Source organism: Acidimicrobiia bacterium (assembly GCA_040880805.1).
Lineage (GTDB): Bacteria > Actinomycetota > Acidimicrobiia > IMCC26256 > DASPTH01 > DASPTH01.
Genome location: JBBDHW010000059.1, coordinates 35144 through 49299 on the forward strand (window position 1 = coordinate 35144; position 14156 = coordinate 49299).

General features: G+C 66.7%; 14 protein-coding genes. 5 read left to right on the forward strand and 9 right to left on the reverse strand.

The genetic code is table 11. The features are described 5' to 3' along the window. The first annotated feature begins 45 nt into the window (after window positions 1-45). From WD271_15780 to WD271_15790, 3 genes are read left to right on the forward strand one after another with little or no spacing between them, the layout of a single operon-like run. The gene (locus WD271_15780; GenBank protein ID MEX1009281.1) at window positions 46-339 is read left to right on the forward strand and encodes a hypothetical protein; all 294 of its coding nucleotides are present in this window, start codon (window positions 46-48) and stop codon (window positions 337-339) included. Further along, entirely contained in the window at window positions 336-2246 is a 1911-nt protein-coding gene (locus tag WD271_15785) for a cupin domain-containing protein (protein ID MEX1009282.1), read from the forward strand. The genes WD271_15780 and WD271_15785 overlap by 4 nt, the downstream gene beginning before the upstream one ends. Then, a complete protein-coding gene (locus tag WD271_15790) occupies window positions 2243-3088 on the forward strand; it encodes a serine/threonine-protein kinase (GenBank protein MEX1009283.1) in 846 nt (281 codons plus the stop codon). Before WD271_15785 ends, WD271_15790 begins: the two co-directional genes overlap by 4 nt. 15 nt (window positions 3089-3103) lie before the next feature. Here WD271_15790 and WD271_15795 read toward each other — a convergent pair whose 3' ends face one another. From WD271_15795 to WD271_15815, 5 genes are all read right to left on the reverse strand, one after another. Then, window positions 3104-4849, reverse strand: coding sequence for a B12-binding domain-containing radical SAM protein (locus tag WD271_15795; protein ID MEX1009284.1), 1746 nt, complete (start codon window positions 4847-4849; stop codon window positions 3104-3106). Between the two features lie 280 nt (window positions 4850-5129). After that, window positions 5130-5540 carry a type II toxin-antitoxin system VapC family toxin gene (locus WD271_15800; GenBank protein MEX1009285.1) on the reverse strand — a complete coding sequence of 137 codons (411 nt, stop codon included), beginning with the start codon at window positions 5538-5540 and terminating at the stop codon, window positions 5130-5132. 13 nt (window positions 5541-5553) lie between these two features. After that, window positions 5554-5796, reverse strand: coding sequence for a hypothetical protein (locus tag WD271_15805; protein MEX1009286.1), 243 nt, complete (start codon window positions 5794-5796; stop codon window positions 5554-5556). A gap of 62 nt (window positions 5797-5858) precedes the next feature. Then, window positions 5859-7481, reverse strand: coding sequence for a fatty acid--CoA ligase family protein (locus WD271_15810; GenBank protein ID MEX1009287.1), 1623 nt, complete (start codon window positions 7479-7481; stop codon window positions 5859-5861). Window positions 7482-7517: 36 nt separating this feature from the next. After that, entirely contained in the window at window positions 7518-8345 is an 828-nt protein-coding gene (locus WD271_15815) for a slipin family protein (GenBank protein ID MEX1009288.1), read from the reverse strand. Window positions 8346-8530: 185 nt separating this feature from the next. On the opposite strand from WD271_15815, the gene WD271_15820 reads away from it, so the two are divergent. Continuing rightward, window positions 8531-9064, forward strand: a complete 534-nt coding sequence (locus tag WD271_15820) for a DUF4193 family protein (protein MEX1009289.1) — start codon at window positions 8531-8533, stop codon at window positions 9062-9064. Here WD271_15820 and WD271_15825 read toward each other — a convergent pair. After that, entirely contained in the window at window positions 8968-9216 is a 249-nt protein-coding gene (locus WD271_15825) for a DUF1918 domain-containing protein (protein ID MEX1009290.1), read from the reverse strand. The genes WD271_15820 and WD271_15825 overlap by 97 nt on opposite strands. 44 nt (window positions 9217-9260) lie before the next feature. Continuing rightward, complete coding sequence (gene ftsH / locus WD271_15830) at window positions 9261-11315, reverse strand: ATP-dependent zinc metalloprotease FtsH (protein MEX1009291.1); 2055 nt, start codon at window positions 11313-11315, stop codon at window positions 9261-9263. Between the two features lie 94 nt (window positions 11316-11409). On the opposite strand from ftsH, the gene WD271_15835 reads away from it, so the two are divergent. Then, window positions 11410-11886, forward strand: coding sequence for a universal stress protein (locus tag WD271_15835; protein MEX1009292.1), 477 nt, complete (start codon window positions 11410-11412; stop codon window positions 11884-11886). A 434-nt stretch (window positions 11887-12320) separates the two neighbouring features. Here WD271_15835 and WD271_15840 read toward each other — a convergent pair whose 3' ends face one another. Continuing rightward, a complete protein-coding gene (locus WD271_15840; GenBank protein MEX1009293.1) occupies window positions 12321-12521 on the reverse strand; it encodes a DUF1918 domain-containing protein in 201 nt (66 codons plus the stop codon). A 191-nt stretch (window positions 12522-12712) separates the two neighbouring features. Further along, entirely contained in the window at window positions 12713-13774 is a 1062-nt protein-coding gene (gene nadA / locus WD271_15845; protein ID MEX1009294.1) for a quinolinate synthase NadA, read from the reverse strand. Window positions 13775-14156 lie beyond the last annotated feature (382 nt).

Sequence of the window (14156 nt, forward strand, 5' to 3'; positions counted from 1 at the left end):
CCGTCATGAGGGACGTAGGGGTAGCTGCCTCAAGAGGAGACGACCATGGTCGACGACGCTGCAAACGAAGACACCGAGACCGTGAACTGCACGATCCTCGAGGGACCCGATGGGTCCCTGTACGTCCTCTCCGACGAGAACCTGGCGGCGCATCGTCTTCGGGACGACGTGGCCGAGGCCCTCCGCTCGGCGTACGAAGAGAAGCCGGAGGTGTCCGGGTTCAAATTCCTCGCCCAGGCGCCACCGCCAGCGTTTCAAATCCTCGCTCAGGGTCCAGTCGTCCGGCGGACTGGGTTGACCGCACCGACCCAGGACGGATGGTTCGACATCTACGCATGACCCGGACGCCGGAGCGGTCTCGTCACGGCGGCCACCGGAGCGACAGTCCGTCTGGCGGTGCGGTCGATCACGCGGGCGACAGCCTCGGTGCCGTCCTCGACGAGCTACGCCTCGATCCCGAGTGGTCGAACGTGCGCGCCGCCGCGGCCTGCCAAGCACTGGCGAGGCGGCTCGCGGAATGTGTCGGGGTCAGCTTCGACGTCGACGCGCTTTCGTCGATCTCTGGGCAGATCTGGCACGACCGGGGAGTGAGCACCCGAGAGGACCTGGAGGTGTGGATGCGCGAACGTCGCCTCGACGACACGCGAATTCGCGCCCTGGTGCACAGCGAAGCGGTTCGTCGATGGGGAGCGGACGCCGTCAGTGTGCCGATGTCTCAGGACTTGATCGACCAGCTCCTGCTCAGCGCCGAGTACCCACGGCTCTTCGCTCGCGCCAAGGATAAGCATGCACAGCTCGCGCAACGAGGCCTTCTGGACCTGCCGACGGCCGTCGACATCAGCTACCAGGATCTCCTGACCTGGTGGGCTCGGCACCGACCTCATCTCGCCCCATCGCACCTGGCGGATGACGCGGAGAAGGACCCGTTTTCGAATTCCGCCCGGTTCCGGCAAGCCGTGATCAACGAGTACCACTACGTCACGCGCTGCCACGACCGAGCAGCCACAACGTCCGAAGCGTCGTGGGGTGGTCTCTGCGATGCCCACATCGTGAGCATGCCGGCCCCGTGGTCGCACACCGGAACATCAGCGTGGGACCAATTCGGCGACCTCGACGAGTTCGGTTGCCGCTACTGGGATCGCGCACCGCTTCATCGCTGTGCCGGCGCTGCGTTCGATGCCACGCCGATCATGAGCCTCGAAGCGCTCGACCGCCTGATCACGTCGCGGCACGCGAACGTCCGGTTGCTCGACCGAGGCATGTACCTCGGCGACGAGGGCCACCGGGAGGGCGGTCTCGTGCGGTTCGACCAGCGCACGTGGCTTTCGAACCCGGCGGCGCTTCTCGGAGAGTTCCGCAGCGGGAGGACGATCATCGTTCCTTCCGCCGATGAGCTCTGGCCGCCGATCGACGTGCTGGCGAGTCAGTTGGCGACACTGCTCGATGCGTCGGTCAGTGCCGCGTTGTGGGTGACTCCGAGTGGATCGTCCTCCGACTGGCACGCAGACACCACACACGTCGTGGCACTCCAGCTGTATGGGACGAAGCGTTGGCTCGTCGAGCGCGACGGTCCGGGCGGCACCGCGCAGGTCAACCCGCCGCTCGACGTCACCCTCCGGCCGGGCGACGTGCTCTACGTGCCGCTGCGGTTCATGCACCGTGTTCAGGCCCACGAGGGACTCTCGGTGCACATCACGTTCAGTTGCTCGACCACGACGTGGTCCGAGCTGGCGAAGGCTGCTCTGGCCGTTCGATTCGACGCCGGGCCCGAGGAGTGGGTCCACCGGAGCCTGATCAACCCCAACCTGGGGCCCGCCTCGAAGGCCTTGTGGAGCGAGCAATTGGATCGGCTGATCGACGCGCTGCAGGAGGCGATGGAAGGCCTGGATGCCGATGCCCTCGCATCGTCGAGAGCTGCGCACCAGCGCCGTCACTCCTCGCAGGAGGGAGCGTTCCTCAAGACGTGCGACGCATTGTCCGTGACGTCTCGATCGGTCGTTCGGATTCGGCCGGGACTTCGGGTCCTGCTGGAGGAGCGGCCAGACGCACTCGAGCTGCGGTTCGACGACCGCTGCGTCCACCTTCCCACGTGGCTGTCTCCCGCCCTCGAACGGCTCCTCGACACCCCGGATCCTCTGGAGCCGAGCGCGCTTCCGCTCGACCCCGCCGACGCGATCGTGCTCGTTCGCCGCTTGGTCGCCGAGGGACTCCTGGAGGTGTACGCCGCAGACACCGGTGCACCATGAGCCTCCTGCCCGAGTCGCGCTGTCAGGCCCTTCGCGACGCGCTGCCCTTCCTGACGATCGGCGAGGTACTCGGCGGCGGAGCGGGCGGTTGGGTCCTCGCGGCCTTCGACGAATCGAGCCACCAGCGTCTCGCGGTGAAGGTGCTGGCCGAGGGACCGCTCCGCGACCCACGCGCCCGCGGCCGCATGCGAACAGAAGGCGAGATCCTGACGACGTGTCGCCACCCGAACCTGATTCATGGGTTCACCTTCGACGAGTTCGACGACATGTCGGTCCTCGTGATGGAGCGCGTCGACGGTGAAACCGTCCTCCAGCGAAGTCTCGGGTCGAGGCTGCCGGTGACCGACGCATGCGGGATCTTCTCGGCGACCGCCCGAGCTCTCCACCAAGTACACGAGCACGGGTTCCTCCATGGCGACGTGAAGCCCGAGAACGTGCTCTTCGACCCAGCCGGCCGGCACCGACTCATCGATTTCGGGCTCGCCAGACGATGGCCCTTCCCCGTCCAACAACAGGTGGCCGGCACGCCTTGGTACATGGCGCCAGAGACGATCCTCGCCGGCGGTGCGCTCGTTCCCGCGACCGACGTCTACGCACTCGGCATGATGGCGTACGAACTCCTTGCCGGCCATCTCCCGTACCCGCCGGCTGACGGGCCGATCGGGATCATGCGACAACAGCTCGAAGTCACTCCGATTCCGCTCGCGGCGGCTGCCCCTCACCTACCGCTGGCACTCATCGTTCTGGTCACGGCTGCGATCGAGAAGGACATCGAGCAGCGCATCGCGTCGGCCGAGGAGTTCGCCGACCGTCTCGAAGAGATCGATTTATCCGCCATGTAGGCGAATGCCGCCCGTTCATCGTTTGGTCGCCGCAATAGCCCCTCGGAGTCTCGGCGGAAAGCGATGCCGTTCCATCGTGACGAAGTCGGTCAGTAGCAGGCCTTCGGGTGCATCGAGCACGTCGATGTATCGGCGATGGTCCGTACCATCGACCGAAGGTCGGTCTCCTGCATTCACACGCGCCGCGAAGGCTCGGTAGTCGCGGAAGGTCGCCTCGCGCTCCGAGTCGGTCATGGCCGGGTCCTTTGCAGGCAGGGTGTTGATCGCCAACTGCGCCTGACCAACACGCGTGACCCGTTCGAGCCGGGTGAGACCAAACGACGACGGGGAATGTCCGACTCTGGAGGATCTCGTCGGTTCGAAATCGAAGATCTTCACCACGTCGATGCAATCAGCGAGCGCTTCGAGATCTCGGAGTCCTTGCAGTGCTTCCTCCCTCGTTGTTGTAGGGAGGTTTGGAATGAGATTGACGTGCATACGGATTCCGGCCGCCCGCGCGTCAGTCAGGAAGCGGAAGTTCTCCTCGCGATCAGCGGACTTGTGCACGAGTTGCAGCACTCGGGTGACCATCGATTCCAGTCCGATTACCAGGTACTTGCATCCCGATGCCGCCATGCGCCACAACAGGTCGGCATCGAAGCGCCGGTCCACCATGGCGAACGAGGTCCATCCGATTGCCAGATCACTCTCGCACAAGAGCTGCGAGAAGTGGTTCGCGAACGCGGGGGGGATCGACTCCGTGATCACTCGGTATCGACGCAGGCCCGTCTGCATGACCAACTGTCGGATGTCTTCCACAACGAGCTCCGCCCGCCGTCCCCGATAGGAAGGGCTCCCCTTGTAGACCTCGACAAAGTCGCAGTAGTCGCATTTTCCCCAGTAGCAGCCACGCGCTTGCGTCACACCGAGCATCGCGTTGGGCGCGCTCGCGATCATCTCTCTGGTGTAGATGGGGGTGGGCAGCGTGTTGAGCTTGGGGCCCGGTTCCGGCGCGACATGTGTTGCCACATGGTCTCTCGAGGAGGACGTACCAGGCAGCTCGTGCGGCGCCCATTCACCAGCAGCGAACTGTTCCGCGAGCGCGCTGAGGGTGCGTTCGCCGTCGAAGCGGACGATGCAGTCCACGGCCGAGTGGTGCTCGAGGAGTCGAGCAAGCTCCGGCTCGCCGAGAAGGCTCAACGAAGGACCGCCGAGCACGATTCGGCATACCGGATGCTCGGTCGCCGCGCGCACGATCGACGCCAGCAGCAAAGTCGGCAGCAGCTGCGGACCCATCGGCACAGACAGACCGAGGAGCGTGTCCTCTGATCCCTCGGGAACCAAGTCCTGCAGGTGCGCCTTGAAGAACCGGGAATAGCTGGCGAGCAGTAGTCGATCGTCTGTCAAGCCGTCGAGGACGCGTTCGTCTGGGTCCACGGAGTAGGGCGACGCGAGGAGCCTCAAGATATTGGTGAGCGGGTGCTTCGCGTGTCCTTGGGCGGCGATGAGGTCGGACCTCGAGAGGGAGCCATGCTTCAGGCTGCGGCGAGTCCACCGCGCCGCCGCGAGACTCGACGGCCGAGAGCGCGAATAGATCCCCTCACTGCTCGCGGTCAGCTCTTCGTCGCTGAGAATGTGGTCGAGAAACCTCGCGTTGAGGTCGACCTGAACCGCGCCGAATCCTCTTGGTTCCAGGTATGCGGCGAGGACGGCCGTCGAGGGGTAGATCTCCCCGAAGTTCATCTCGACCAGCGGCGGAAACGCCAGCACTACCGTCGCCATCATTCGCCCTCCCTCGTTCAGCACCAGACGGCGCTGGAGGCGCGGGGTTACGGATCCTTCCATTACGTACACCAGGCCCACCGCGACATCGCACTTCAGTCGCCACGCCATCTTTGGCCAGTACGAGAACGTCGTGATCGATGTCTCGGTCTCTGCGCCCACCGACGAGTTCGCCGCGCCGTCGGCGGCGATGCACATGGCGGTCCGCGACGCGGTCGCCCTGGCCGATTGACAACAACGGGCCGGATCAGTCGCCGATCACACCGTCGACGTGCTCGGGTCACGGAGGACGACTGGCTCCCACCCAGCGCACCGAGCAGCGCGGTCCGGACGCGGCCGCCAAGCGTTCGTCGGCAGTGACGAATTCGGTGTCGAGCCATTCCGCGAGCGCCACGTACCAGGCGTCGTACACGGTCAGGTTCTCCCGCAGCTCCCACAGGCGATCAGCGAACGGCTCGAACGAATATTGGATCGTCCTCGCGCTCTGGACCTGGTGCAGAGCGACCACCGCGCGGTCGGGGCTGAGCACGCCGCGGAGCACGAGCCCCCGCAACGCTGAGGTCGCCTCCGCTCCGAAGATCGCAGGCACCTCGATGATCGTCTGCTCGCGGAGCTCTGCCCGCGCGGACTCTCCCGGTTTCCCGACGCCGACCAGCGCGTCGACGAGGACCGACGCGTCGAGAACCGTCAACGTCGTCCCGGTGTCAATGCGATTCGCGGTCGGCGCGCACCAGGTCGGCAGACGACACCTGCGAGAATCCCTCGTCACCCTCCGCCTGCAGTCGCTCCTCCACCTCGGCCACCAGCTCGGCGGGAGTACGCAGGCTCGCGTTGCGAACAAGCTCGGACCGCACGTACTCCTGCAGGCTCATCCCGGCAGCCGCCGCCCGGGCCGCGTAGATGCGATGGACGGCCTCCGGGACGTTGCGGACTTGGATCGTCGCCATAGCGCTACTTTAGCGCTCCCCCCCGCTGCACATGCGCGCGCCGCTCGGCCGCTCGGTACTGCTCACGACGCGTCGCTCGCCCGTGTGAGGATGTCGCGGATCGAGAGGCGGTCGGGCTTCCCGCTCGCGAGCCACGGCACCTCCTCGTCGCGCAGCAACACGAACTGGCGCGGCACCTTGTACGACGACAGCTCGGCCGCGAGGCGACGCCGCAGATCGTCGACGTCGAGCGCCGCCGGCCCGGCCGGCACGATGGCGGCCGCCACCTGTTCGCCGCGGTCGGCGTCGGGCACGCCCATGACGAACGCCTGCGCGACGTCGGGCTGCGCCTCGAGCACGAGCTCCACCTCGCGGGGAGACACGTTCGCGCCGTGCGTCTTGATCATCTCGGTGAGACGCCCGGTGAAGAACAGATAACCGTCGCGGAAGAAACCGCGGTCGCCGGTGTGATACCAGCCGTCGCGGTCGAACACCTCGTGACGCTCGCGCTTGTAGATCCGCGTCATCAGGCAGTACCCGCGCACGCAGATCTCGCCCTCCTCGCCGTCGGCGAGGTCGTCACCGGACACCGGATCGACGATCTTGTGCCCGATGAACGGCAGCGGCGCGCCCCATGATCCACGCAGCCGTTCCGGAAGCGGCGTAGCCAGCTCCTCCGGTGACGCGCCGGGACGCGCGAAACCTGTGTGCGGACCGACCGTCTCGGTCATCCCGAGCGAGTTGTGACGGAGTTCCGGATCGCCGGCAGGCATCGTGAGCTGCGGGATCGCGCTCAGGTCGCGCGTCGCGAACGACGGATCGGCGCGGAGCCGCTGCGTGGTGTTCGCCCACGCGATGACCATGGTGGCGCGCGTGCGCTCGATGAGCGCCAGTGCGGCCGCGGGATCGGGCCTCGGCTGACACACGATCGTGGCGCCGCTCTGGATCGCAGATCCGAGATTTTGGAGCCCGCCCACCCAGAAGAACGGCTGCCCGACGAACACACAACCACCGGGCGGTGGTATGCCCGGGGTCGGCAGCGAGGTCTTGCGGAAGACTGCTCCCTGGGTGTGCACGACCGCCTTGGGTTCGCTCGTGGAACCGGACGTGAAGATCACCACCATCTCGTCGGCGGGGACGACCTCGTCCTCGACCGCGCCGAGCAGGTCGTCGGAGACGCGCACCAAAGGCTCGGATGACTCGCCGTCGGCCGGCGTCGCCCACGCGCGCGTGCGGTCCCCCAGCAACATGACCGACCGCAGATACGGCACCTTGGGAAGGAACAGCGAGCCGGCCTCGCTCGACGCCAGTCCCGGTATCGAGCGCTCGAGGAACTCGGCGTGATCGCGGCCGAACATCACGCTCGGTGCCAGCAGCAGGTGGATGTCGCCCATCCGCAGCGCGCGACCCAACTCGCCCGGGGCATAGAGCGTGCTGAACGGCATCACCAGCGCGCCGATCCGCGCCGCCGCGGCCCAGGCGACGACCCAGTCGTTGCCGACCGGGACGTGCATTCCCACCCGGGTCCCCTTGCCGACGCCCACGGCGAGGAGCCGCTTCGCCAGCTGCCGGGACCGTCGTTCGAGGTCGACGAAGGTCGTCGTCTCCTCGTCGGTGACGATGTACGGACGGTCGCCGAACAACTCGGCCGCGCGCCGGACGACCACCGGCATCGTCGGTTGGTAGTCGAGCTCGGGCTGTTTCACGCCCGCATCATTATCCCCCACCTCGTCGAGCGTCGGCTACGTGTCGGATACCTCGGAGCGGCCCTTGTTGCCGAGATCCTCGGTGTCGGCCCCTCCTTGGGATGCTGAGGGTTGGGTCTCGTCGAGAGGTACGCGTCCCGGCACGCTCGCACGCTCGCCTCCTATGAACTGGGAGAGGGCGCGCAGACTGTCGAGGAATTGGGCGGGGAAGATGATCGTCGAGTTCTTCTCGATCGCGATCTCGGCCAGCACCTGCAGATTGCGCAGCTGCAGGGCGATCGGGTGAGCCAAGATGACGTCGGCTGCTTCCGCCAGCTTGCCGACGCTGAGCGCCTCACCTTCCGCGGCGATGATCTTGGCGCGCTTCTCGCGTTCCGCCTCAGCCTCTCGAGCCATCGCCCGTTTCATCGACTCCGGCAGCTCGATATCTTTGAGTTCCACCAACTGCACGAAGACTCCCCAACGTTCGCTCGTCACATCCAAGATGTTCTTGATCGACTCGTTGAGCGTCTCTGTCTGGCTGAGCACCTGATCGAGACTCGAACGCCCGACCACGTTGCGCACAGTCGTCTGCGCGATCTGATCGATCGCCACCTCCACGTTCTCGATCTCGACAATGGACTTCACCGGATCGACCCGCCGGTAGTAAGCAACCGCGGCCACCCCGATCGACACGTTGTCTTTCGTGATGATCTGCTGAGACTGGATCGGCTTGGTCACGGTCCTCAGCGTCACCTTCTGCATCCGATCCACCAGCGGAATCATGAACCGCATCCCCGGATCACGGACGTTGCGGATCTTGCCCAGCCGAAACACGACACCCCGCTGATACTGACGAACGATCGCAACACCAAGACTGGCCATGTAGAGCCTCCGTCACCGGCCGACTTCTCGGTCATCAGCTCGTCCCCGACGCTCGTCCCGGCAGCATGCACCGCCACACCGCGCGAGAGCAGAGGCCGAAGTCCCATCATGCGTCGAGGGACCTTTGCCTCTCCCACGCGGTTGCTCCGTTTCGTACGTTGACTGCGACCCGTTGGAGGTGAGTGATGAGTCGAACAACACCGCCAGACCCACCCGACGACCTCGCGACGTCTGGCCGCGAACGGCCCGAGGAGATCGAGCTGCTGGGCGACGGGGAAGAGATCGACGCCACGGAGAAGGGCTGGGCGCCGGGTGAGCCGTCTCCCGGCGAGCCGCTCGACGAAATTCTGCACGTGCATCCACTGACCGAGACCGAGCCCCCGGCCGATCTTCTCGAGATCCCCGAAGACGGCTTGGAGCTCCCGCAGCCCGACGAGGTCGAGGAGGTCGAGGAGGTGGAGGAGCTGGAGACGACGCTCGAGGCCACCCTTCCGCGCACGGTTCTCGCCGGTCACGACCTCGAGACGCGCTACGAGGAGTTCGATGAGGAAGGCGCCGCCCTGGCGGCGCTGCAGCGCCCCACCGCGCCCGGAGCACCGGATGAGTTCGTGTGCTCTCGCTGCTATCTCCGAAAGGATCGGGCGCAGCTCGCCGACCCGAAGCTCCGCGTCTGTCGTGATTGCGCGGAGCTTGGGTCTCGGCGACCGGAGACGGCGTGACGCGACGGTCCTGAAGGTCGGGGACTCGAGTGGGCGGTGCCGGCCGGGTAGAAGACCGACTCGTGACCATCGTCCCAGCGCACGACGTAGTGCTCGTGACCGGGCTCGCCGCGCACCTCCAAGACGGTCCCTCGTCTCGGTGGTACGCCCACTTCGGATCACCGCGACAACCGCGCCAGGGCGGTCCGAGCGAGCTTCAGGACGGGCGGTGGTTCACCGAAGACCTGACCTGGTCGCGTTGGTCGTGCGCGGCCCGCGGCAGGCCGGCGGCATCGTAGGCTTCGGCCTCTTCGAGCGTCTCCGCGTCGAGGAGGCGTTCGGCGAGCCGGTCGAGATTCTCTCGGTGGGCGCGGAGCGTCTCGATCGCATCCGTGTAGCACTCGTCGATGATGCGGCGGACCTCGACGTCGACGATCTCGCGCGTGGCCGGTGCAGGACCGTTGCCGTCGAAGACGAACTGCTCCTGCCCGGGCGGCGGAAGCATGCTGACGGGACCGATCGCCGGCGACATGCCCCAGCGCCCGACCATCTGGCGGGCGATCGCGGTCACGATGTCCAGGTCGGCCTCGGCGCCGGTGGTGAAGTCGTCGAAGACGAGTTCCTCTGCGGCCCGCCCGCCGAGCGCGCCGGTGATCCGACCGCGCAAGTAGCTCGCCGAGTATCCGTACCGATCAGCTTCGGGAGTCTGCAAAGTCGCGCCGAGCGCCTGGCCGCGCGGGATGATCGAGACTTTGCGTACCGGGTCGGCCCCGGTTGTCAGCATGCCGAGCAGCGCGTGACCCGACTCGTGGTACGCGGTCCGTCTCTTCTCCTCGGGCGAGATCATGATCTTGCGTGCGGTCCCGAGCACGATCCGTTCGAGTGCGTCGGCGAAGTCGGCGCTCTCGACCTTCTCGTGATGGAGCCGGGCAGCCAGCAGGGCGGCCTCGTTGACGAGGTTCTTGAGTTCGGCACCGACCATGCCGGACGTCGTGGACGCAACGCGGTCGAGCGATACCGAGGCGGCCAGCGGAACATCGCGAGTGTGCACCTCGAGGATGCGTCGCCGGCCTTCGCGGTCGGGTGGGTTCACGACGATGCGTCGGTCGAACCTCCCCGCCCGGAGGAGGGCCGGGTCGAGGATCTCGGGCCGGTTGGTGGCAGCCAGCACGACCACACCCTCGTTGCCGGTGAATCCGTCCATCTCGGTGAGGATCTGGTTGAGCGTCTGCTCGCGCTCGTCGTGCCCGCTGAAGTTGATCGCCCCGCCACGAGCCCGGCCGATCGCGTCGAGCTCGTCGATGAAGATGATCGACGGTGCGACCTTCTTTGCCTGCTCGAAGAGGTCGCGCACCCGGCTCGCGCCGACGCCGACGATCATCTCGATGAACTCCGACGCGGAGATCGACAGGAACGGTACCGCCGCTTCGCCCGCGACGGCCCGAGCGAGCAGCGTCTTCCCGGTACCCGGAGCACCGGTGAGGAGCACACCCCGGGGGATCTGCGCGCCGAGCCGGCGGAACCGATCCGGATCCCTGAGGAACTCGACGATCTCCATGACTTCGGCCTTCACCTCGTCGATTCCGGCAACGTCTTCGAAGGTCGTCCGGCGGCTCGTTTCCGGCTCGTACAGGCGCGCGCGTGAGCGCCCGAAGCCGCCGAGCCCGGCGCCCGCCGCCGCCATCCCGCGACGGAAGAACCACACGAGCAGGCCGATGATCAACAGCGTCGGTGCGAAGGCGAACACGATCGCGGTCCACGAGGATCCGGTCGAGGGCGGCTCGGCCGTGACCTTCACCCCGCTGTCCAAGAGCTGTTGCACGAGACGGTCGTTGGAGAACGCGGGACGCTCGGTCTCGAAGTCCGTCACCTTGGTGGCGGACTTGCTCTTCGCCGGGTAGGGGACCTTGTGCTCGAACGTGCCGGTGATCGAGTCACCGGTGGTGGTGACCTCCGACACGTTGTGCGCAACCACCTGCTGGTGGAAGAAGGAGTAGGAGACCGTCGTCCGGGGTGTCGTGCCGCCGCCGACGAGCCACGACACGATGAGCCAGTTCACGATGAGCAGAAGGATCAGGGGCAACCACAGGCGGCGCAGGACCTCTTTCCAGTGGGGCCGCCGGTGCCCGTCCTCGCCCTCGTCGTGATCCTCGGGCATTCCCTCCACGCGCCACGGCTTCGACCGACCGTGGTGCCGGTTGCCTTCGGACGACGAGGACGGCTGCCGCGAAGGAGCAGGCGGCTGATCCGATCCGTTCGATGCGGCGGTCATCGGATCAACATGCTCGCGGGCCGGTGCTCCGAGGGGTAGGGGCGGAAGTCCTTGTCGAGAACCGGTGCGAGTCGCGTCGAGACAGAATGCACGTGTGCCGGACGTACCAGTGCTCGACGAGCAGCGACAGCGGGAGGAAACAGGAATGCAGCGAATCGTGGTCGGGGTCGACGGGTCGGAGAACGCCCGGCGTGCCTTGAGCTGGGCCGTGGAAGAGGCCCAACTACGGCAGGCCGGCGTCGAGGCGGTGCACGCGTGGGACCTCCCCATGCACGTCGGCTTCGGCGGTCCCGTCGCCATCGATCCGGCACCGTACGAAGAGGGCGCGCGCGCCCTCCTCGACGAGGAGATCGCCGCAGTCCCGGTCACGGGTCTCGCGGCTCCGATCACAAAGGTGGTCGTGCGGGGATCACCGGCCTGGGCACTGCTCGAGATCGCGAAGACCGCCGACCTGGTCGTCGTCGGTTCCCGCGGGCGGGGCGGTTTCGCGGGCCTGCTCCTGGGTTCGGTGAGTCAGCAGGTCGCGCAGCACGCCGGATGCCCGGTTGTGATCGTGCCCCACGCTCGCTGAGTTGGTGAACGGGCGCCTGACTGAGGTCGAGGCGTGCCGGCGAACCGCACCACGCGCGCGATGGCGGCAGGGATCGCGCGTGCGCTGTGGTCGCTCACGCAGCTCGCGGAGCTTCTCGACTGAGAGCTTCGGCCTACCATTCAAGGGCTGTGGGCTCCGCAGGGATGAAACGCAAGGGTCCGTAGGCGCTTGGCCAAGGTCAAAGGGACGTACCGGCGCAGCGCGGGGGTCACGCAGCACTCCGGCGGTCTATGGGGACCACCCATGAGCATTGTCGATGGCGGTCGCGATGAGCATCTCTCGCCTCGGCGCCGACTTCTGTTCATCGGTGTCTGCGCGGCGCTGTGCCTGGTAGCGGTTGCCGTGCTCCTCACAGCTCGCTGAACTCAAACTGGGCCATGGTTCCAGATGTCCTCCCAATCCCGCGGTCGGCCTCACCCGGCGCCGGGGCCGGCCGGGTGGACCGCATGCGCGCTACTGCTCGGGAAGAAGACCGACTCGTGGCCGTCGGACCAGCGGACCAGATAGTGCTCCTCACCCGGTGCACCCCGTACCTCGAGGATCGTCGCACGCCGAGGCGGGACACCCACCTCGTTGCTGTCGACAACCAGCTCGTCACCCACTTCTGCATGCATCGTTTGCCTCCGTTCTCCGACGAATCGTCTGCCACGCCGCAGCGCTTGCCCAGGGCACAAGGACCCGGATCCGTACGGAACTGGGCTCACGGGGACTGATGCCGAGCAGCTGACACCGCCCGAACGGTGAGGTCTGGCGCGCGTTCGGCCACCCGCGTCCGGGTCCGCGTCCGGGTCTCGGAGCGAACGGCTCAGGTGATGGCCATCATGCGTTCGATCGCGAGCCGGGCACGGCTTGCGGTGGGCTCGGGCACGGTCACCTCGTACACGTCGTCACGCAGCGTCCGGTAGAGCTTGGGCAGCGTGATCGTCTTCATGTACTCGCAGATGGCGTCGTCCTTGAGCGGGATGAAGGTCTTGTCGGGCGCTTCCTTGCGCAGTCGGTGCAGCATGCCGACTTCGGTGCCGACGAGATCGATCGGCGCGGAGCACTCGCGAGCGTGCTTCACCATGCCCCCCGTGCTGAGGATGAAAGTACGATCGGCAGGGAGCTCGCCTTCGGCGACTGCGAACATGCACTGGCTCACGCACCCACACTCCGGATGCAAGAGAAGGTCTGCATCGGGATGCGCATCCATCAGCGAGGTGACGTCCTCGCTCCGAATCCCCGCGTGCACGTGGCATTCGCCGAGCCACAGGTGCAGCTTCCGACCCGCCATGTGCTCGATGTAGAGCCCGAGAAACATGTCGGGCAGGAACAGGATCTCCCGATCTTCCGGGATCGACCGGACGACCTTGACCGCGTTCGTCGACGTGCAGCAGTAGTCCGCTTCGGCTTTCACCGCCGCGTCCGTGTTCACGTAGGCGACCACGACCGCGCCGGGATGGTCGGCCTTCCACGCCTGCACCTGTTCGACGGGTGCGGTCGCGGCGAGCGAGCAGCCCGCCTCGAGATCGGGGATGAGGACCCGCTTGTCGGGACACAGCAGCGCGGCGGTCTCGGCCATGAAATGCACCCCGCAGAACGCGATGAGAGACTTCTCGGTGGCCGCGGCCTGCTGCGAGAGCTGCAGCGAGTCGCCGACGAAGTCGGCGAGGTCCTGGATCTCCGGGATCTGATAGTTGTGCGCGAGGATCACCGCGTCGCGTTCGCGGCGCAATCGCTCGATCCCGTCGAGCAGTTCCGGCTCCGTCAGATTGCGAAGTTCCTCGTCGGCTTCGATCGCATCCGTCGCAGCCGTCTGCGCGACCGAAGACCTCGGCCGGGCAGGCGGCCGATAGTCGTGGCTGCCGTCGCGCTCGTTGTTGGCCATGACAACCTCCGCTCCGTCACAAAGCAAGTCTGCGGCACGATCGTCGGCTCAGCTACGGCCGAAAGACCCGATCGTGTCGGCGATCTCCGGCCGCCGCTCGTGATCGAGGAGCCCGACGTGGAGGTCGCGCACGCCGAGGGCGACGTCGTGCTCGAACGCGACGACCATCCCGATGATGGCTGGTTTGTCGGCCCGACCGTTGTCGCTCTACGAGGCGCTCAACCTGTGGCCTGCTTCGTCCCCTGGGCCGATCGGGACTTTGGACCCTGGAGAGACGCGGCGGTCGCGTTGCACACTGTCGTCGTCGCGGTTGAGCGGTTGAGTAGCGCTTCAGCCTGGAGGCTCGATGAGCCGAGGCCACCGCGGGCAGGCGCTGGGTCGA